The sequence below is a fragment of the Streptomyces albidicamelliae genome (assembly GCF_025642175.1).
In the GTDB taxonomy this organism is placed as follows: domain Bacteria; phylum Actinomycetota; class Actinomycetes; order Streptomycetales; family Streptomycetaceae; genus Streptomyces; species Streptomyces albidocamelliae.
Genome location: NZ_CP106795.1, coordinates 2,229,297 through 2,247,993 on the forward strand (window position 1 = coordinate 2,229,297; position 18,697 = coordinate 2,247,993).

Genomic DNA, 18,697 nt, shown 5'->3' on the forward strand with positions numbered 1-18,697 from the left:
GGTGACGGGGGCCCGGGCCGCCGGGCGGGTTCCCCGGCCCGGCGGAGCCGGTCCGCCGTCAGCCCCTGCGGCGCCGTGCCACGGTCACCGCTCCCCCGCCGACCAGCAGCAGCGCCAGCGCGCCGCCCGCGATGTACGGGGTCGCCGAACTGCCGCCCGTCTCCGCGAGGTCGGCCTTGGCGGGCGCTCCCTGCGGGCGCACGTCGGCTGCCGGGTCGTGGCTCGGCGCCGGGTGCTTGGTGGGCGCCGCCATCGGGGACTCGCAGGTGGCCTTGGCGAGGGTGACCGTGCCTTGGACGTCCGCCACGTTGAGCTTCAACGGGTTGACGGACACCTTGAGTTGCAGGGCGGTAGCGGCGGCCGTGCGGGTCGTGGTGCGCCGCTCGGCGAGGTCCAGCCCGACCTCGCCGACGCCGGGCACCTTCACCACGGTCGGGCCGCCGGCGGTCAGCGTGACCCGCTTGCCGAGGACCGTGACGGCGCCCAGGACGTTCGCGGCGGCCACGGGTGCCTTGCCGACCTCGCAGGTCGCCTTGGCGGTGACGTCGTCGGTCTCGATCACCGACAGCAGCGGCAGACCGGGCACGTGCAGCTTGGCGTGGACGAGCCGGACGGAGCCCTCGGCGCGCTTCGCGGTGACCGTGGCCTTCGCCGAGGCGACGTCCGCGGCCAGCACCGTGAACGGCTTTCCGCCGTTCACGCCGTCGAGCCGGGCGGACAACGCCGTTCTGTCGGCGCTCTGCGGTGCCTGGACCTCGTTGAGCGAGACCGCGAGCGGGACGTTCACGGTCTTGTTGAGCAGGGACACGTCGAGCCCGGTGCGCAGGACGACGGCGGAGGCGCGACCGTGGCCGCCGGTCGCGTGCGCGGCGCCCACGCCCAGGACCGCGGGCGCCGCGGTGAGCGCGGTGACGGTGGCGACCGCGGCGAGCCGGCGGGCGGGCATGCGGAAGTTGTTGCTGTTCAAGGCGGTGGGACCCCCAGACGGAACATGCTTGGGACCCGTCAACCTTGTACGCACTGTGGGTGAACGGTCTGCGATCCTGAGTCACTTCACTCGATCGGGGTGTTTCAGCACGTCTCTTCGAATCACCGGGCACAGGCGTTCCCCCCGGACCCCGCCGCCCCACCGTCCGCCGGCGCGCCCGCTATTCGACGATCCGGCCGTCGAGCACCACGCGCCGCGGCGCCGCCAGCACCCGTACGTCGGCCCGCGGATCGCCCTCGTACACCACCAGGTCGGCCGGTGCGCCCTCCTCCAGCCCGGGCCGGCCGAGCCAGGCGCGGGCGCCCCAGCTCGTCGCGGACACGGCCTGCAGCGGCGGGATGCCGGCGGTGACCAGTTCCGCCACTTCCGCCGCGACCAGCCCGTGGGCCAGGGAGCCGCCGGCGTCCGTGCCGACGTAGACCGGGATACCGGCGTCGTAGGCGCCGCGCACCGTGTCGTAGCGGCGTTCGTGCAGCCGCCGCATGTGGGCGGACCAGGCCGGGAAGCGGGACTCGCCGCCGGCCGCGAGGTGCGGGAAGGTGGCGATGTTGACGAGGGTCGGCACGATCGCGACACCCCGCTCGGCGAACAGCGGGATCAGGTCCTCGGTCAGGCCGGTGGCGTGCTCGATGCAGTCGATGCCGGCCTCGACCAGGTCGCGCAGGGAGCTCTCGGCGAAGCAGTGCGCGGTGACCCGGGCGCCCAGGCGGTGAGCCTCGGCGATGGCGGCCTCCACCGCCTCGCGCGGCCAGCACGGGGCCAGGTCGCCGACGCCGCGGTCGATCCAGTCGCCGACCAGCTTGACCCAGCCGTCGCCGCGCCCGGCCTCCCGGGCGACGTACGCCACCAGGTCCTCCGGCTCGATCTCCCAGGCGTAGTTGCGCAGGTAGCGGCGGGTGCGGGCGATGTGCCGGCCGGCCCGGATGATCTTCGGCAGGTCGGGGCGGTCGTCGACCCAGCGGGTGTCGGAGGGCGAGCCCGCGTCGCGGATCAGCAGGGTGCCCGCCTCGCGGTCGGTCAGGGCCTGCTTCTCGGCGGTGTCGGCGTCCACCGGGCCGTCCGCGCCGAGACCGACGTGGCAGTGCGCGTCGACCAGTCCGGGCAGCGCCCAGCCGGTCACGGTGGTGATGTCGCGGGCGCCGGCGGGACGGTCGTAGGAGACCCGCCCCCCGACCACCCACAGCTCGTCACGGACGTCCTCGGGTCCGGCCAGGACCCGGCCCTTCACGTGCAGCACCGCGCCATCGCTCATGCACCGCACCCTAACGACCTACGGCGTGTCCTTGCCCACCTGGTCGGAGGTCTCCTCCTCGACCTCGGCCATCGCCGGGTCGAGCAGCCGGGACAGGAAGTGCCGGGTGCGCTCGTGCTGCGGGTCGCCGATGACCCGCTCGGGGCTGCCGTCCTCGACGACCACCCCGCCGTCCATGAAGACGACCCGGTCGGCGACCTCGCGCGCGAAGGTCATCTCGTGCGTGACGACCATCATCGTCATGCCCTCCTCCGCGAGCCTGCGCATCACGGCGAGGACGTCCCCGACCAGCTCGGGGTCGAGCGCGGACGTCGGCTCGTCGAACAGCATCACCTGCGGGCCCATGGCGAGGGCCCGGGCGATCGCCACGCGCTGCTGCTGGCCGCCGGAGAGGGAGGCCGGGTAGGCGTCCGCCTTCTCGGACAGGCCGACCCGGGCCAGGTTCTCGGCGGCGACCCGCGCGGCCGTCGCCCTGTCCCGCCCGAGGACCCGGCGCTGGGGCAGCGCGAGGTTCTCGGTGACGTTCAGGTGCGGGAACAGGTTGAACTGCTGGAAGACCATGCCGATGCGGCGGCGTACGGCGTCGATGTCGACGTCCGGGTCGGTGACCTCGGTGCCGCCGACGAAGACCTGCCCCTTGGAGGGCTCCTCCAGCAGGTTCACGCAGCGCAGCAGCGTCGACTTGCCGGAACCGGACGGGCCGATGACACAGACCACCTCGCCCTGGCCGATCTCCAGGTCGATGCCGCGCAGCACCTCGTTGGCGCCGAAGGACTTGTGCAGTCCGCGTACCTCGATCTCCGGGCGGCTCACCGGATCGCCTCCTGGGCCTTGGATTCCATACGGCGGACGACGAAGCTGAGCGGGATGGTGACCAGCAGGTAGCACAGGCCCGCGACCAGGATCGGCGTGGAGTTGGCGGTCGTGCTGGCGAGGTCGCGGCCGAACTTGGACAGTTCCCGCTCCTCCAGGGTGACACCGAGGAACAGCACCAGCGAGGAGTCCTTGAAGAGCAGGACGAGTTCGTTGGTGAGCGGCGGCAGGATGATCCGGAACGCCTGCGGAACGATGATCGAGACCATGGCCTTCGCCGGCGAGAAGCCGAGCGAACGGGCCGCCTCCATCTGTCCCTTGGGCACGGCCTGGATGCCGGCCCGGATGGTCTCCGCCATGTAGGCGGCCGAGACCAGGCCGAGCGCGATGGCCACCTTGCCGTACGTCCCGCCGGGGATCTCCGTGCCGGGGAAGGCGAGGGGTACGGCCACGCCGACGAAGATGAAGATCAGCAGGGCGGGCAGGCCGCGGAAGATCTCGATGTAGACGCCCGCCAGCCAGCGGTACGGTCCCACCGAGGACAGCCGCATCAGGGCGACGACCATGCCGAGGACGAGCCCGACGACGAAGCCGGACAGCGTGTAGAGCACGGTGTTCTTCAGCGCCAGCGTGATGACGTCCGGGAACATCTGCTCGGCGATGTCGGCCTGGGCGAACTGGTTCTGCAGCCGGCCCCAGTCCGCCGAGACCGCGAAGGCGATCACGGCGGCGACGAAGACGGCGTACTGCACCCCGCGGGACACGGCGCGCTTCTGGCGCCGGGTCAGTCCCTTCTTCTTCGGCTGGAGGGTCGTGTCCGTGTCGGTCATGAGGCCGCGGGAGAGGCGACGGAGGAGTCGTACGGGCCGATCCACTGCTCGTACAGCTTCTTGTAGGTGCCGTCGGCCTTGGCGTTCTTGATCGCCTTGTTGATGGCGTCGCGCAGGGCCGTGTTGCCCTTCTTCACGGTGAAGCCGTACTGCTCACCGGTCTTCAGGTTGTCGACGACCTTGAACTTGTCCGCGTTCGCCTTGTCCTTGAGCCAGCCCTGGACGACCGGGTAGTCGATGACGACGGCCTGGACCTGGCCGGTGCGCAGGCCGTTGAGGACCGCGTCGGAGGACTCGAAGGAGATCGGGTCGTAGCCCTTGCTCTTGACGTAGTCCTCGCCGGTGGTCTGCGCCTGGGCGCCCAGCTTCTTGCCCTTGGCCTTGACGTCGGCGAGCGAGTTCACACCGCTGCTCTTGTCGACCAGGACGGCCTGGGTGGCCTCGAAGTACGGGTCGGAGAAGTCGACGTTCTTCTTGCGCTCGGCGGTGATGGTCATGCCGGCGGCGGCCAGGTCGCACTGCCCGGAGTTGAGGAAGGCGCCGGTCTTGAAGTTCTCGAAGGGCGTGTCGAGGATCTGCTGCTTGACGCCCAGGTCCTTAGCGACGAGGTCGATGAGGGACACGTCGAAGCCCTGCACCTTGCCGTCGATCTCCGACTGGAACGGCGGGTAGGGCAGGTGGGTGCAGGTGGTCAGCTGCCCGGCCTTGGCCAGGTGGACGCCCTTGACGGTGGTCTTGCCGCTCCCCGAGTCGCTGGAGGAGCAGCCGGCCACGACGAGCACGAGTGCGGCGGTCGCGGTGGTGGCGGCCAGAAGGCGGGTCCGGCGCCCGAGGAGCGTATTCATGGGGGGATCTCCTATGGGGGAACTGTGGCTTCCGATTATAAGGAGATGTTTGGGTCACTCAAACCAAACCGATGGCATCGGAGCCGTCCGGCCTGAGAAGTCGCCGGTTCGCGGGCGCCGATGTGGCGAGGGTTACGCTCGTGTGCGTCGGCCTCCGGCCGGCCCGTGAACCCTCGTGAGCGAAGAGAGCACCGCCGTGACCCACCCGTTCCTCGATCTGCCCCCGCTGAGTGCCGAGCGCTTCGCCGCCATCGAGGACGGGGTGGCCCGGCTGCTGGACACCCGGCAGGACGTGCTGATCACGCAGGGCGAGGCGCTGCTGCCGCTGGAGGGCGCGATCCGCGCGGCGGCCGGTCCCGGCACGGTGGCCCTGAACGTGATCACGGGCCCGTACGGGCAGACCTTCGGCAACTGGCTCCGGGACTCCGGCGCGACCGTGCACGACATCTCCGTGCCCTTCCACACGGCGGTGACGCCCGGGCAGATCCAGCAGGCGTTCGCCGATCACCCGGAGATCGACTTCGTGTCGCTGGTGCACGCCGAGGCGGCCACCGGCAACACCAACCCGGTCGCGGAGATCGGCGAGGTGGTACGGCGGCACGGCGCGCTGTTCTACCTGGACGCGGTCGCCTCCGTGGGCGCCGAGCCGGTGCTGCCGGACGCGTGGGGCGTGGACCTGTGCGTGATCGGGGCGCAGAAGGCGATGGGCGGCCCGGCGGGCGTGTCGGCGATCTCGGTGAGCGAGCGGGCGTGGGCCCGGATGGCGGCGAACCCGCACGCGCCGCGCCGCTCCTACCTGTCGCTGCTCGACTGGAAGGACCGCTGGATCGACGCCGGCCGCAGGGTGCTGCCGCACGCCCCCGCCCAGCTGGAGATGCTGGCCCTTCAGGCGTGCCTGGAGCGCATCGGGTCGGCGGGGCTGGACACGGTGATGGCCCGGCACCGGGGCGCCGCGCTGGCCACGCGGGCGGGTGCGGTCGCGCTCGGCGGGGGCCTGGAGCCGTACGTGTACGAGGCCGCGGACGCGGCGCCGGTCGCCACGACGCTCCGGGTGCCGTCGGATCTGGTGGCGTCGGAGCTGGTGGCGCGGGCCCTGGAGAGCGACCCGGCGCTGCCGCTGGCCGCGGGCGGCGGCGCCCTGGCCAAGGAGATGATCCGGGTCAACCACTACGGCCCCGACGCCACCCTGGACACGGTCCGCCGATCCCTCACCGCGCTGGGCGCGGCGCTGGCCGAGGCGGGAGCACCGGTGGACATCGAGTCGGCCGCCCGAGCCCTGAACACCCCCTGACCGACCACACCGCCCCGGCAGGGAGGCTCACCCCAGCCACCCCCGAGCGGGCGCCGGGCCCCGACCGGCGCCACCGGCAGGACGACCGGCCACCCACCGACGCGATGCGGCACGGCCGCAGGCCAGAGGCGGGCGCTCGCCAGCCGCAGGCGGGGGGGCACCTGGACGCGGACACGGCCGCCCGGGCGCACCGGGCCAAGGGCTCCGACACCCCCGAGCGGGACACCGGCACCAGCCAGGCAATCGACCGGCCACCGACGCGATGCGGCACGGCCGCAGGCCAGAGGCGGGCGCTCGCCAGCCGCAGGCGGGGGGGCACCTGGACGCGGACACGGCCGCCCGGGCACACCGGGCCAAGGGCTCCGACACCCCCGAGCGGGACACCAGCACCAGCCAGGCAATCGGCCACCCACCGACGCGATGCGGCACGGCCGCAGGCCAGAGGCGGGCGCTCGCCAGCCGCAGGCGGGGGGGCACCTGGACGCGGACACGGCCGCCCGGGCACACCGGGCCAAGGGCTCCGACACCCCCGAGCGGGACACCGACCCCCGGCCGACGCCGCCGGCAAGACGACCCGCCACCCACGGGCGCGCACGGCACCGACGCCGGTCGCGGGCAGGCGTTCGCCAGCTACGGGCGGATGCGCACGAACACAGATACGGCCGCCCGCCCCACTGCCACCCCGGCAGGGGCCGGCCACCAGTCCGCGGGGATGCAGACACGGCCACCCGCCCCCGGGCTCACCGGGCCGAGAGCCCCGGCACCCCCGAGCGGGACACCGGCAAGGCGACCGGCCGCCCGGGCTCACCGGGGCGAAGTTCGGCGGCGCCGTAGGGCGTCGGTGGGTGGTAGGTGTTCGGCGGGCGGAGGCGGGGGTTTGGCCGGGGCAGCGGGCGTGCGCATTTTACGTGAACGCGTCGGCGAAACCAGCGGATCGTGAATTCAATTCAATTTCACAAACTCCGCCAATTCTTCGGACGATAGCTTCCCGTCTTCTTCTGCCCGCTTTCCGCGGAGCTAAACGGGGAAGTTTTCCGGCACGTTTCGGACGGTTTCCTTGTTGTGACACACTCCACAACCAGACACCTTTGTCCCGATTTTCCGTGGGGTAATACGGGCATTTCCCCCGAGTCCCTGCGCGGCACAGCGGAACCGCCCGTGCAATTTCTAATTCGCCTCGCTAAATTCGTGCCGCATGACTGCCGCACCCGCAGACCTTCTCATCGACCGACCGGCGATGACCGACGGAGCCACGCTCTGGCGTCTCGCCAAGGACTCGAAAACCCTCGACCTGAACTCTTCGTACAGCTATCTGCTGTGGTGCCGGGACTTCGCCGGCACCTCGGCGGTGGCGCGCGGTGCGGACGGAGAGCCGGTCGGCTTCATCACCGGCTATGTGCGACCGGACCGTCCCCGGACACTGCTCGTCTGGCAGGTGGCCGTCGACTCCGCCCACCGGGGCCACGGCATCGCCGCCGCCCTGCTCGACGGGCTGACCGCACGGCTCACCGCCGAGCGCGGCATCACGGAGGTGGAGACCACGATCACCCCCGGCAACACCGCCTCCGAGCGCCTGTTCACCTCGTTCGCCGCCCGGCACGGCGCACAGGTCGACCGCGAGGTGCTGTTCGGCGCCGACCTCTTCCCGGACGGCCCGCACGACCCCGAAGTCCTGTACCGCATAGGCCCGCTGACCGCCTCCACCCCCCACTGAGGAGCGAATCACCGTGACCATCACCCAGCCCGACCTCAGCGTGTTCGAGACCCTCGAGTCCGAGGTCCGCAGCTACTGCCGCAGCTGGCCCGCCGTCTTCGACCGTGCCCAGGGCAGCCGCATGTACGACGAGGACGGCCACGCGTACCTCGACTTCTTCGCCGGCGCCGGCTCACTCAACTACGGCCACAACAACCCGGTACTGAAACGGGCGTTGATCGACTATCTGTCCCGGGACGGGGTCACCCACGGCCTGGACATGTCGACCACGGCCAAGCGGTCGTTCCTGCAGACCTTCCAGGACCTGGTGCTGCGCCCGCGCGACCTGCCGTACAAGGTCATGTTCCCGGGCCCGACGGGCACCAACGCCGTCGAGTCGGCGCTGAAGCTGGCCCGCAAGGTGAAGGGTCGGGAGGCGATCGTGTCGTTCACGAACGCCTTCCACGGGATGTCCCTCGGCTCCCTCGCCGTCACCGGCAACGCCTTCAAGCGGGCCGGCGCGGGCATCCCCCTGGTGCACGGCACCCCCATGCCGTTCGACAACTACTTCGACGGCCAGGTCCCGGACTTCCTGTGGTTCGAGCGGCTGCTGGAGGACCAGGGCTCCGGCCTGAACAAGCCCGCCGCCGTGATCGTGGAGACCGTGCAGGGCGAGGGCGGCATCAACGTCGCCCGGCCCGAGTGGCTGCGCGCGCTGAAGGAGCTGTGCGAGCGGCAGGACATGCTGCTGATCGTCGACGACATCCAGATGGGCTGCGGCCGCACGGGCGCCTTCTTCTCCTTCGAGGAGGCGGGGATCACCCCCGACATCGTCACGGTGTCCAAGTCGATCAGCGGCTACGGCCTGCCCATGTCGCTGTGCCTGTTCCGGCCCGAGCTGGACGTCTGGGAGCCCGGCGAGCACAACGGCACCTTCCGCGGCAACAACCCGGCGTTCGTCACGGCCACCGCGGCCCTGGAGACGTACTGGACCGACGGCTCGGCCATGGAGAAGCAGACCCGCACCCGCGGCGAGCAGGTCGAACAGGCGCTGATCTCCATCACCGAGGAGAACCTCGCCGATGTGAAGGAGTACCGCGGACGGGGACTCGTGTGGGGTCTCGAATTCCGTGACAAGGACCGGGCTTCGCGGGTCGCCCGCCGCGCCTTCGAGCTCGGGCTGCTCATCGAGACGTCCGGCCCGGAGGGCGAGGTCGTCAAACTGCTGCCGGCCCTCACCATCACCCCCGACGAGCTGGACGAGGGGCTGAGCATCCTCGCCCGTTCGGTCCGCGAAACCGTCTAGCAAGGAGGAAGTACAGCACCGTGATCGTCCGATCGTTCAAGGACATCGAAGGCACCGACCGGCACGTCAAGGCGAAGTCCGGCACGTGGGAGAGCAAGCGCATCGTCCTCGCCAAGGAGCGGGTCGGCTTCTCCGTGCACGAGACCATCCTGTACGCCGGTACCGAGACGTCGATGTGGTACGCCAACCACATCGAGGCCGTCGTGTGCACCAAGGGTGAGGCCGAACTCACCGACCACGAGGCCGGGAAGACGTACACGATCACGCCCGGCACCATGTACCTCCTCGACGGGCACGAGCGGCACACGCTGCGCGTCAAGGAGGACTTCCACTGCATCTGCGTGTTCAACCCGCCGGTCACCGGGCGGGAGGACCACGACGAGAACGGCGTGTACCCGCTGCTCACCGAGCCCGAGGAGGTGTGACACCCATGACCACTGTCACCGACCTGTACCCCACCCGCGGCACCAGCGAGGTGACCGTCCCCCGGCAGGACCCGGTCGTCTGGGGCTCCCCGGACACGCCGGGCCCGATCCCGACCGCCGATCTCCAGGCGTACGAGCGGGACGGCTTCCTCGCCGTCGACCAGCTGATCACCCCGGACGAGGTCGAGGTGTACCGGCGCGAGCTGGAGCGCCTGGTCACCGACCCGGCGATCCGCGCCGACGAGCGCTCGATCGTCGAGCCGAAGTCCAAGGAGATCCGCTCGGTCTTCGAGGTGCACAAGATCAGCGAGCTGTTCGCGAACCTGGTGCGCGATCCCCGCGTGGTCGGCCGGGCTCGGCAGATCCTCGGCTCGGACGTGTACGTCCACCAGTCCCGGATCAACGTCAAGCCGGGCTTCGGCGCGAGCGGCTTCTACTGGCACTCGGACTTCGAGACCTGGCACGCCGAGGACGGCCTGCCGAACATGCGCACGGTGTCCGTCTCGATCGCGCTGACCGAGAACTTCGCCACCAACGGCGGGCTCATGATCATGCCGGGCTCGCACCGGACGTTCCTGGGCTGCGCCGGCGCCACGCCCGAGGACAACTACAAGAAGTCGCTGCAGATGCAGGACGCGGGCACACCGTCCGACGAGGCGCTGACCGAGCTGGCGGGCGAGCACGGCATCCGCCTGTTCACCGGCAAGGCCGGCTCGGCGACCTGGTTCGACTGCAACTGCATGCACGGCTCCGGCGACAACATCACGCCGTTCCCGCGCAGCAACGTCTTCATCGTGTTCAACAGTGTGGAGAACACGGCGGTGGAGCCGTTCTCGGCTCCGGTGCGCAGGCCGGACTTCATCGGCGCGCGCGACTTCACCCCGGTCGGGCAGACCCCGGTGAAGTGACCCCCCGAGCACCGGGCCGGGGCCTCCTCGTGTGGGACGGGAGGCCCCGGCCCGGTCATGTCCGGAACCGGCCGGATCAGCCGGACAGGGCGTCCAGCAGGCGGTCCACGTCCGCGGTCGTGTTGTAGAGGTGGAAGGACGCGCGCAGGTTGCCCGCGCGGTCGGAGATCTCGATGCCCGCCTCGCTCAACTCCGGCTGCCGGGAGCCGAGTCCGGGCACCGAGACGATCGCCGAGCCGGGGGCGGGCACGGGCTTGTGCCCGAGGTCCGCGAGCCCGGTCCGGAAGCGGTCGGCGAGGGCCACGTCATGGGCGTGGATCGCGGACACCCCGAGTTCCTCGACGAGGTCCAGGGAGCGGCGCAGCCCCGCGAGGGTGAACAGGGCGTGGGTGAGGTCGAACCGCCGCGCGGAAAGCGCGAGTTCGTCGACCGGGCCGTAGCAGCTCTCCCAGGGCCGCTCGCCCGCCGTCCAGCCCGCGAGCACCGGCCTCAGCCCGCCGAAGTCCTCGGGAACGGTGAGGAAGGCCGTCCCGTGCGGGCCCATCAGCCACTTGAAGGAGACGGAGGCGGTGAAGTCGTACGCCCCCGCGTCCATCGGCAGCCAGCCCGCCGCCTGGGAGAAGTCGACGTAGGTGCGTGCGCCGTGCGCGCGGGCGGCCGCGCGCAGGGCGGGCAGGTCGGCGATGCGGCCGTCGGCGGACTGGGCGGCGCTGACCGCGACGAGCGCGGTGCCCGGCCGGACGGACTCGGCGATCCGCTCCAGCGGTACCGTGCGGACCAGGAGGTCGCCCCGGACGTGGAACGGGTTGAGCACGGAGGTGAAGTCGTCGTCGGCGGTGAGGACTTCGGCGCCCGCGGGCAGCGAGGCCGCGATCACTCCGGTGTGCGCGGCGACGGATGCGCCCAGCGCGACCCGGCCGGCCGGTACGCCGGCCAGCCGGGCGTACGCGGCCCGGCAGGCCTCGACGTCCTCGTACAGCGGGGTCAGCGGCCGGCCCTCGGCCCGCAGCAGCGCCGCCTCCTGGAGGGCGGCCACGGTACGGGCGGGGAGCAGGCTGTTGCTGGCGGTGTTGAGGTAGGTGCTCTTCGGGGTGAACTCGGCGCGGACGATTCTCTCGAACGTCTCCGTGGTCTCCATGGGACCACTCTGCGGTCCGGCGAAGTCCCCGTCCATTGCGAAATTTTGCGGGGATCCGCTTAGGGATCCTTATACATGCCCTCCGACCTGCGGTTTCAGCCGTGCTGCGGGACCGCGCAGCCGTCCGGGCCGCACGCCTGGGCGTCGTCGCCCTCGTCGATCAGCCGCAGCGGGGAGCGCTCGCCCCAGGCCTGGCTCAGCGCCTGGGTGAAGACCTCGGCCGGCTGCGCGCCGGAGACGCCGTAGGTCCGGTCGAGGACGAAGAAGGGCACGCCGTTGGCGCCGAGCTGGGCGGCCTCGCGCTCGTCGGCGCGGACGGCGTCGGCGTACGCGTCGGGGTCGGCGAGCACCGCGCGGACGCGGTCGGCGTCCAGACCGGCCTCGACGGCGAGCTCCACCAGGCGCTCGTCGCCCTCCGTGAAGACCGACCGCTCCTCGGCGAAGTTGGCCCGGTAGAAGGCCTGGATCAGCTGGTCCTGCCTGCCGTGCTCCTTGGCGAGGTGCAGCAGGCGGTGCATGTCGAAGGTGTTGCCGTGGTCGCGGTCCCGGGTGCGGTAGTCCAGCCCCTCGGCGGCGGCCTGCGCGCCCAGGTTGTCCTCGCCGGCCTGGGCCTGCGCCTCGCTCATGCCGTACTTCCTGGTCAGCATGGTGATCACCGGCTGGACGTCGCCCTTGGCGCGGCCCGGGTCCAGCTCGAAGGAGCGGTGCACCACCTCGACCTCGTCGCGGTGCGGGAAGGCGGCCAGCGCCTTCTCGAAGCGTGCCTTGCCCACGTAGCACCAGGGGCAGGCGATGTCGCTCCAGATCTCGACGCGCATTCTTCGGCTCTCTCACGGTCGTACGGGCATGGAGGCTCTCTCCGCCCGGTGCGTGAACCTTCAAACAGCGCGCTTCATTCCCCGGCCCCGCCTCACCCGTCCGGCCCGGGGCTCCGCTTGACTTCGAGAGCACTCCAATTCGTAGCGTTCCGGGCATGAGCACTGCACAGCACAAGATCGGTTCCGGTTTCGGCGCCACCAGCACCGCCGACGACGTCCTGCGGGGCGTCGACCTGACCGGGAAGCTCGCCCTCGTCACCGGCGGCTACTCGGGCATCGGCCTGGAGACCACCCGCGCGCTCGTGAAGGCCGGCGCGCGCATGGTCGTGCCCGCCCGTCGTCCGGCCACCGCCGAGCAGGCAGTGGCCGGTCTGTCCGGCGTCGAGCTCGACGAGCTGGACCTCGGCGACCTGGACAGCGTGCGCGGCTTCGCCGAGCGGTTCCTCGCCTCCGGACGGACCCTCGACATCGTGATCGACAGCGCGGGGATCATGGCGTGCCCGGAGACCCGGGTGGGGCCCGGCTGGGAGGCCCAGTTCGCCACCAACCACCTCGGTCACTTCGCCCTCGTCAACCGGTTGTGGCCGGCGATCGCCCCCGGCGGCGCCCGGGTCGTCTCCGTGTCCTCGCGCGGCCACCACTTCTCCGGCATCCGCTGGGAGGACGTGCACTGGCGGCGGGGTTACGACAAGTGGGAGGCCTACGGCCAGGCCAAGACCGCCAACGCCCTGTTCGCCGTCCATCTCGACCGGCTCGGCCGGGACTCCGGTGTGCGCGCGTTCTCCCTGCACCCCGGCGGCATCATCACCCCGCTGCAGCGGCACCTGCCCAAGGCGGAGATGGTCGAGCGCGGCTGGATCGACGAGGACGGCAACCCGCTCGACCCCGAGGGCTTCAAGACCCCGCCGCAGGGCGCGGCCACCCAGGTGTGGGCGGCCACCTCTCCCCAGCTGGACGGTCTCGGCGGCGTCTACCTGGAGGACTGCGACATCGCGGAACCCGCCACCGAGGGCGAGGAGCGCACCGGCGTCAAGGCCTGGGCGACCGACCCGGAGCAGGCGGCACGGCTGTGGGCGCTGTCGGCAGAACTGACGGGCGTCGACGCGTTCGCCGCGTAGCGGACGGCAGGAGCCTCAGCTGCCGTCTCTCAGGTCGCTCGGCCAGGCGGGACGGAACTCGATGTGGTCGTAGGTGACCACGCAGCCCTCCCCCAGCGGGGACTGGGTCATGAAGCCGACCAGCGCGGCGCCGGTCTCCTTCTCGTCGCCCAGGGTGAAGAGCCGGACGAAGGTCCAGCGCCGGCCGTCGCGGGAGGCGTGGAAGGCGAACGACCGGCCGGTCCGGCTGACCCGCAACCACGCCGAGCTGCCGTCCACGGTGAAGGAGTTGGCGTCGTCGGAGTGCCCCCGGGTGACCACCGTGCAAACGGTGGGCACGTCCGGGGAGTACTCCAGGCACAGCTTGGCCCAGGCCCGTTCGCCGACGTGGACGTAGAGGACCCCGGCGTCGAACGCGGCGCGGAATCCCACGGTGACCCGGGCGATCAGCTGGAAGTCGCCCTCCGGCGCGCCCAGCAGCCGGGGCGCGTCGGAGGCCGGGTCGAGGGCTTCGCCGGTGGGCGTGACGAACCGGTCCTGCCGGGGGCCCGCCCATCCGGACAGCACACCGTCCTCGTGGAACCAGTGCCCGTCGGGCCCGTACGTGCGGAGGGGGAAGGGCAGTTCGGGAAGTTCCACGTCCATCGTCCGATTGTCGCAGCAGCTCGTTCGCGCCGGGCCGGGCCCCCGCGGGCCTACCGCTCCAGCACCCCGTCGAACCGCCGGGGCAGCCCCAGGGGGTTGTCGTCGCGCAGTTCCCTCGGCAGCAGGGACTGCGGCGCGTTCTGGTAGACCACCGGCCGCAGCCACCGCTCGATGGCCGTACCCCCCACGGAGGTGGACCCGGAGGTCGTCGCGGGGTACGGACCGCCGTGGTGCTGGGCCGGGGCCACGGCCACGCCGGTGGGCCACGCGTTCACGACCACGCGCCCGGCCAGCGGGGTCAGCTCGGCGAGGATCTCCGGGCCCCGCCCCTGTCCGGCGGCCTCCTCGGAGGAGAGCTGGACGGTCGCGGTGAGGTTGCCCGGCAGCCGGGACAGCACGGTCGTGGCCTCCGTCTCGTCGGAGTAGCGCACGACCACGGTGACCGGCCCGAAGCACTCCTCCAGCAGCAGGTCGTGCCCGCCGTCCTCGGTCAGCCGGTCCGCGGGCACCGTCAGGAACCCGGCGCTGACCGTGTGCTCGCCGCCCGCGCCCGGGGGCACCGGGGAGTCGACGCCCGCCAGGGCGGCGCGCTCGCCCACCCCGGCGACGAAGTTGTCCCGCATCCGGTGGTCGAGCAGCACCCCGGGTGCGGTGTCGGCGACCGCGTCGGTGAGGGACTTCACCAGCCGGTCGCCGCCCGCGCCGGACGGCACCAGGACCAGACCGGGCTTGACGCAGAACTGGCCGACGCCGAGGGTCATCGACCCGGCGAGCCCGTCGCCGATCTCCTCGGCGCGCTCGGCCGCCGCCGCCTCGGTCACCAGGACCGGGTTCAGCGAGCCGAGCTCGCCGTGGAACGGGATGGGCACGGGACGCGCGGCGGCCGCGTCGAACAGGGCCCGGCCGCCCCGTACGGACCCGGTGAAGCCGGCGGCGGCGACCAGCGGGTGCTCGATCAGCCGGACGCCCGCCTCGAAACCGTGCACGAGTCCGACGACGCCCTCGGGGATGCCGTGCTCGGCGGCGGCCCGGCGCAGCACCCCGGCGACCAGCTCGGACAGTGCCGGGTGGTCGGGGTGGGCCTTGACGACGACGGGGCAGCCGGCGGCCAGGGCGCTGGCGGTGTCGCCGCCCGCGACGGAGAAGGCGAAGGGGAAGTTGGAGGCCGAGTAGACCGCGACGACGCCGAGCGGGACCTTGTAGCGGCGCAGGTCCGGGACGGGCGGGGTCGCGGTGTCGTCGGGGTGGTCGATGACGACGTCGAGGAAGGCGCCCTCGTCGACGATGTCGGAGAAGGCGCGCAGCTGGTAGGCGGTGCGGGCGAGTTCTCCGGTGAGCCGGACCGGGCCGAGGGCGGTCTCGGCGTCGGCGGCCTCGACCAGGCCGTCCTTGGCCGCGTCCAGGCCCGCGGCGGCCGTGCGCAGGAACGCGGAGCGGACCGCGCGGTCGGCGAGGGCGGCGCGGGCGCCGTGGGCCGCGCGGACCGCCGCGTCCACCTCCTGGGCCGTGGCCTCCGTCCCGACCTGTTCACGCTGCTTCCCGGTACGCGGGTCGACACTCCAGACTGGTGCTGCTGTCACCGCGGGTCCCTCCCAGTAAGGCCGCAATTCCTCGGTCACCCATCAGCCGCGTTCGATATACTGAACACTGTCTCTGATGATGAATTTCCTGCTCGGAGACTACATATCTGGGTCCTCACATATCCAGGTCCTCGTCGAACGAAGGGGTCAAGGGCGATGACGGCAGGCGACGCAGGCGGCGGGGCGCAGGTCAAGTCCGCGGTACGGACCGTGGAACTGCTGGAGTACTTCGCCGGCCGGCCCGGCATGCACTCCCTCGCGGCCGTGCAGGAGGCGGTGGGGTACCCCAAGTCCAGCCTGTACATGCTGCTGCGCACCCTGGTGGAGCTCGGCTGGGTGGAGACGGACGCGACGGGCACGCGGTACGGCATCGGGGTGCGGGCGCTGCTCGTGGGCACCTCGTACATCGACGGCGACGAGGTGGTGGCCGCCGCCCGGCCGACCCTGGACCGGCTCTCCGACGACACCACGGAGACCATCCACCTGGCCCGCCTCGACGGCGTCAACGTGGTCTACCTGGCCACCCGCCAGTCCCAGCACTACCTGCGGCCCTTCACCCGTGTCGGGCGCCGGCTGCCGGCCCACTCCACGTCCCTCGGCAAGGCGATCCTCGCCACGTACACCGACGAGCAGGTGCGCAAGCTGCTGCCGGAGACGCTGCCCGCGCTCACCGAGCACACCCTCACCGACCGCGAGGAGCTCATCGAGGAGCTGCACCAGGTCCGGGAGCAGGGCTTCGCCGTCGACCGCGAGGAGAACACCCTGGGGCTGCGCTGCTTCGGCGTGGCGATCCCGTACCGCACCCCCGCCCGCGACGCCATCAGCTGCTCGGTGCCTGTGGCCCGGCTGACCCCCGCCCACGAGCAGCTCATCAAGGACGCGCTGTTCGACGCCCGCGACCGGCTCGCGCTGGCGACGCGCAGGCTCTGAGGGACCGCCGTGGCCGGGCCCGCGTGGTCGTAGGTCCGGGCCGGGTCACGTCGTAGGCTCGGGAGCCATGGAGATCGCGCTGCGGGCCGTGGAGGACGCCGATCTGGCGGTGTTCTTCCGGCAGATGACCGACCCGGAGGCCGCCCGGATGGCCGCGTTCGGCACACCAGATCCGGGCGACCGGGACGCCTTCGACGTCCGCTGGAAGCGTCTGCTGGCCTCCGCCGACGTGGTGCGCACGGTCCTGGCCGACGGACGGGTGGCGGGCAGCACGGCGGTCTACGGCGAGCCGGGCGAGCGCGAGGTGACGTACTGGATCGACCGCGCGTACTGGGGGCGGGGCGTGGCCACGGCCGCCCTGCGGGCCCTGGTCACCGAGGTGCCCGAGCGGCCTCTGTACGCGCGGGCGGCGGCCGACAACGCGGCCTCGCTGCGGGTGCTGCAGAAGTGCGGGTTCCGTGAGACGGCCCGCGCCCGGGGGTTCGCGAACGGGCGCGGCCGGGAGATCGACGAGGTCGTCCTGGTCCTGGCGGACTGATCCCCGCGCGGGGCCGGGTGACCGAAGCCTCCATGAGAATGCGGTGAGATCGGGAACGTCCGCCCCGGTCCCACTCGTCTTCCGAGCGGGATGAACAAGACGATCAGGCGGGCGTCCGTCTTCACGCTGCTGCTCGTGCTCGCTCTGCTGGGCAGGGCGACCTGGGTGCAGTTCTACGACGGCAAGGCCCTCGCGGACGACAACGACAACCGGCGGAACGCGATCGAGACCTACTCGCGGCCGCTCGGGAACATCATCGTGGCCGGCGACGCGATCACCGGTTCCACCCGGACGAAGGGCAGCGACCTCGCGTACAAGCGGACGTACAAGAACGGCAGTCTCTACGCGGCCGTGACGGGCTACGCCTCGCAGGCCTACGCCCCCACGCAGCTGGAGGGCATCTACAGCGACCTGCTCAACGGCACCGATCCGCAGCTGAAGACCGTGATGGACACCGTCACCGGGCGGCGCGCCGAGCCGGGCAACGTGCTGACGACGATCGATCCGGCCGTGCAGAAGGCGGCGTACCGCGCGCTCGGCGGCAACAAGGGCGCGGCGGTCGCGATCGACCCGAAGACCGGCAAGATCCTCGCCGCGGTCTCGACGCCGTCGTACGACCCCGCCTCGCTCACCGACGCGAACACGGCCGGGAAGGCCTGGAAGTCCCTCACCACGGACAAGGACAAGCCGCTCGCCAACCGCGCGCTGCGTCAGCCGCTGCCGCCGGGCTCGACCTTCAAGCTGGTCGTGGCGGCCGCCGCGCTGGAGGACGGGCTGTACAAGAACGTGGACGTGCCCACCGACAGCCCCGACCCGTACACCCTGCCGGGCACGGTGCGCGAGCTGCCGAACGAGAGCAAGTCGGCGCCGTGCCGGAACGCTCCGATCCGGGAGGCGCTGCGGTATTCGTGCAACAACGTCTTCGGTCACATGGCGGTCCAGCTCGGCCAGGACAAGGTGCGGGCCATGGCGGAGAAGTTCGGCTTCAACGACCAGGAGCGGGACGTCCCGGTGCGGGCCTACGCGAGCGTCTACCCCTCGGACATGGACGAGGCGCAGACGGCGCTGTCCGGTATCGGCCAGTTCGACGTCACCGCGACCCCGCTGCAGATGGCGATGGTGTCCGCTGCCATCGCCAACGGCGGCAAGCTGGTCTCCCCGCACATGGTCTCGCAGATCACCGACAGCGGGGGTGAGGTGCTGAAGGACTACGACGACGGCGCGGACAGCGAGGAGGTCGTCAGCTCCACGACCGCCGAGCAGCTCCAGTCGGCCATGGAGACGGTCGTCAAGGACGGCACGGGCACGAACGCGCTGATCGACGGGGTGACCGTCGGCGGCAAGACCGGTACCGCGCAGCACGGCGAGAACAACAGCAAGACGCCGTACGCCTGGTTCACCTCGTACGGCAAGTCGGACGGCAACGGCAAGGAGGTCGCCGTGGCGGTCATGGTGGAGCAGTCGGACGCGGCGCGCTCCGAGGTCTCCGGCAACGGCCTGGCGGCACCGGTGGCCAAGGCGATGATGCAGGCGGCGCTGAAGTAGCGCTCGACGCGGGCGCGACGGGTCCGCGGGCGCACCCGCGGACCGGTCGCGCCAC

18 protein-coding genes are annotated in these 18,697 nt (G+C 71.7%); 9 read left to right on the top strand and 9 right to left on the bottom strand.

The genetic code is table 11. The annotated features are described in order from the left end of the window. Nucleotides 1-58 precede the first annotated feature (58 nt). From N8I86_RS10380 to N8I86_RS10400, 5 genes are all read right to left on the bottom strand, one after another. Nucleotides 59-967, bottom strand: coding sequence for an SCO1860 family LAETG-anchored protein (locus N8I86_RS10380; RefSeq protein WP_263277628.1), 909 nt, complete (start codon nucleotides 965-967; stop codon nucleotides 59-61). 181 nt (nucleotides 968-1,148) lie between these two features. Further along, nucleotides 1,149-2,240, bottom strand: a complete 1,092-nt coding sequence (locus tag N8I86_RS10385) for an amidohydrolase family protein (RefSeq protein WP_263277629.1) — start codon at nucleotides 2,238-2,240, stop codon at nucleotides 1,149-1,151. Nucleotides 2,241-2,258: 18 nt separating this feature from the next. Further along, the gene (locus N8I86_RS10390; protein ID WP_073892409.1) at nucleotides 2,259-3,053 is read right to left on the bottom strand and encodes an amino acid ABC transporter ATP-binding protein; all 795 of its coding nucleotides are present in this window, start codon (nucleotides 3,051-3,053) and stop codon (nucleotides 2,259-2,261) included. Beyond that, nucleotides 3,050-3,883 carry an amino acid ABC transporter permease gene (locus N8I86_RS10395; RefSeq protein WP_073892411.1) on the bottom strand — a complete coding sequence of 278 codons (834 nt, stop codon included), beginning with the start codon at nucleotides 3,881-3,883 and terminating at the stop codon, nucleotides 3,050-3,052. The genes N8I86_RS10390 and N8I86_RS10395 overlap by 4 nt, the downstream gene beginning before the upstream one ends. Continuing rightward, nucleotides 3,880-4,728, bottom strand: coding sequence for a transporter substrate-binding domain-containing protein (locus N8I86_RS10400; RefSeq protein WP_073892414.1), 849 nt, complete (start codon nucleotides 4,726-4,728; stop codon nucleotides 3,880-3,882). The genes N8I86_RS10395 and N8I86_RS10400 overlap by 4 nt, the downstream gene beginning before the upstream one ends. A 196-nt stretch (nucleotides 4,729-4,924) precedes the next feature. Between N8I86_RS10400 and N8I86_RS10405 the strand changes: the two genes are divergently transcribed. From N8I86_RS10405 to thpD, 5 genes are all read left to right on the top strand, one after another. Beyond that, entirely contained in the window at nucleotides 4,925-6,019 is a 1,095-nt protein-coding gene (locus tag N8I86_RS10405) for a pyridoxal-phosphate-dependent aminotransferase family protein (protein WP_263280090.1), read from the top strand. Nucleotides 6,020-7,214: 1,195 nt separating this feature from the next. After that, nucleotides 7,215-7,733 (top strand): diaminobutyrate acetyltransferase, encoded by a 519-nt coding sequence (gene ectA, locus N8I86_RS10410; protein WP_073892417.1) that lies wholly within the window; start codon nucleotides 7,215-7,217, stop codon nucleotides 7,731-7,733. 13 nt (nucleotides 7,734-7,746) lie between these two features. Continuing rightward, the gene (gene ectB, locus N8I86_RS10415) at nucleotides 7,747-9,018 is read left to right on the top strand and encodes a diaminobutyrate--2-oxoglutarate transaminase (RefSeq protein ID WP_073892420.1); all 1,272 of its coding nucleotides are present in this window, start codon (nucleotides 7,747-7,749) and stop codon (nucleotides 9,016-9,018) included. Nucleotides 9,019-9,038: 20 nt separating this feature from the next. Continuing rightward, the gene (locus N8I86_RS10420; protein ID WP_073892423.1) at nucleotides 9,039-9,443 is read left to right on the top strand and encodes an ectoine synthase; all 405 of its coding nucleotides are present in this window, start codon (nucleotides 9,039-9,041) and stop codon (nucleotides 9,441-9,443) included. 5 nt (nucleotides 9,444-9,448) lie between these two features. Then, nucleotides 9,449-10,351, top strand: a complete 903-nt coding sequence (thpD, locus tag N8I86_RS10425; RefSeq protein WP_073892425.1) for an ectoine hydroxylase — start codon at nucleotides 9,449-9,451, stop codon at nucleotides 10,349-10,351. Nucleotides 10,352-10,427: 76 nt separating this feature from the next. Here thpD and N8I86_RS10430 read toward each other — a convergent pair whose 3' ends face one another. Beyond that, entirely contained in the window at nucleotides 10,428-11,489 is a 1,062-nt protein-coding gene (locus tag N8I86_RS10430) for an aminotransferase class V-fold PLP-dependent enzyme (protein WP_123439756.1), read from the bottom strand. Between the two features lie 95 nt (nucleotides 11,490-11,584). After that, nucleotides 11,585-12,307: a DsbA family oxidoreductase gene (locus N8I86_RS10435; protein ID WP_073892428.1), complete on the bottom strand. Its 723-nt coding sequence runs from the start codon at nucleotides 12,305-12,307 to the stop codon at nucleotides 11,585-11,587. Between the two features lie 155 nt (nucleotides 12,308-12,462). On the opposite strand from N8I86_RS10435, the gene N8I86_RS10440 reads away from it, so the two are divergent. Continuing rightward, nucleotides 12,463-13,425, top strand: coding sequence for an SDR family NAD(P)-dependent oxidoreductase (locus N8I86_RS10440; RefSeq protein WP_263277630.1), 963 nt, complete (start codon nucleotides 12,463-12,465; stop codon nucleotides 13,423-13,425). Between the two features lie 15 nt (nucleotides 13,426-13,440). Here the strand turns inward: N8I86_RS10440 and N8I86_RS10445 are convergent, their stop codons facing one another. Next, entirely contained in the window at nucleotides 13,441-14,049 is a 609-nt protein-coding gene (locus N8I86_RS10445; RefSeq protein ID WP_073892433.1) for a DUF1349 domain-containing protein, read from the bottom strand. 50 nt (nucleotides 14,050-14,099) lie between these two features. Further along, nucleotides 14,100-15,629 (bottom strand): aldehyde dehydrogenase (NADP(+)), encoded by a 1,530-nt coding sequence (locus N8I86_RS10450; protein ID WP_263277631.1) that lies wholly within the window; start codon nucleotides 15,627-15,629, stop codon nucleotides 14,100-14,102. A gap of 156 nt (nucleotides 15,630-15,785) precedes the next feature. On the opposite strand from N8I86_RS10450, the gene N8I86_RS10455 reads away from it, so the two are divergent. The 3 genes from N8I86_RS10455 (at nucleotide 15,786) to N8I86_RS10465 (ending at nucleotide 18,642) form a co-directional block, all read left to right on the top strand. Further along, nucleotides 15,786-16,559 (top strand): IclR family transcriptional regulator, encoded by a 774-nt coding sequence (locus N8I86_RS10455; protein ID WP_123438311.1) that lies wholly within the window; start codon nucleotides 15,786-15,788, stop codon nucleotides 16,557-16,559. A gap of 67 nt (nucleotides 16,560-16,626) precedes the next feature. After that, on the top strand, nucleotides 16,627-17,097 hold the full coding sequence (locus tag N8I86_RS10460) for a GNAT family N-acetyltransferase (protein WP_073892442.1): 471 nt from the start codon (nucleotides 16,627-16,629) through the stop codon (nucleotides 17,095-17,097). A 90-nt stretch (nucleotides 17,098-17,187) separates the two neighbouring features. Then, nucleotides 17,188-18,642, top strand: a complete 1,455-nt coding sequence (locus tag N8I86_RS10465) for a peptidoglycan D,D-transpeptidase FtsI family protein (RefSeq protein WP_263277632.1) — start codon at nucleotides 17,188-17,190, stop codon at nucleotides 18,640-18,642. Nucleotides 18,643-18,697 lie beyond the last annotated feature (55 nt).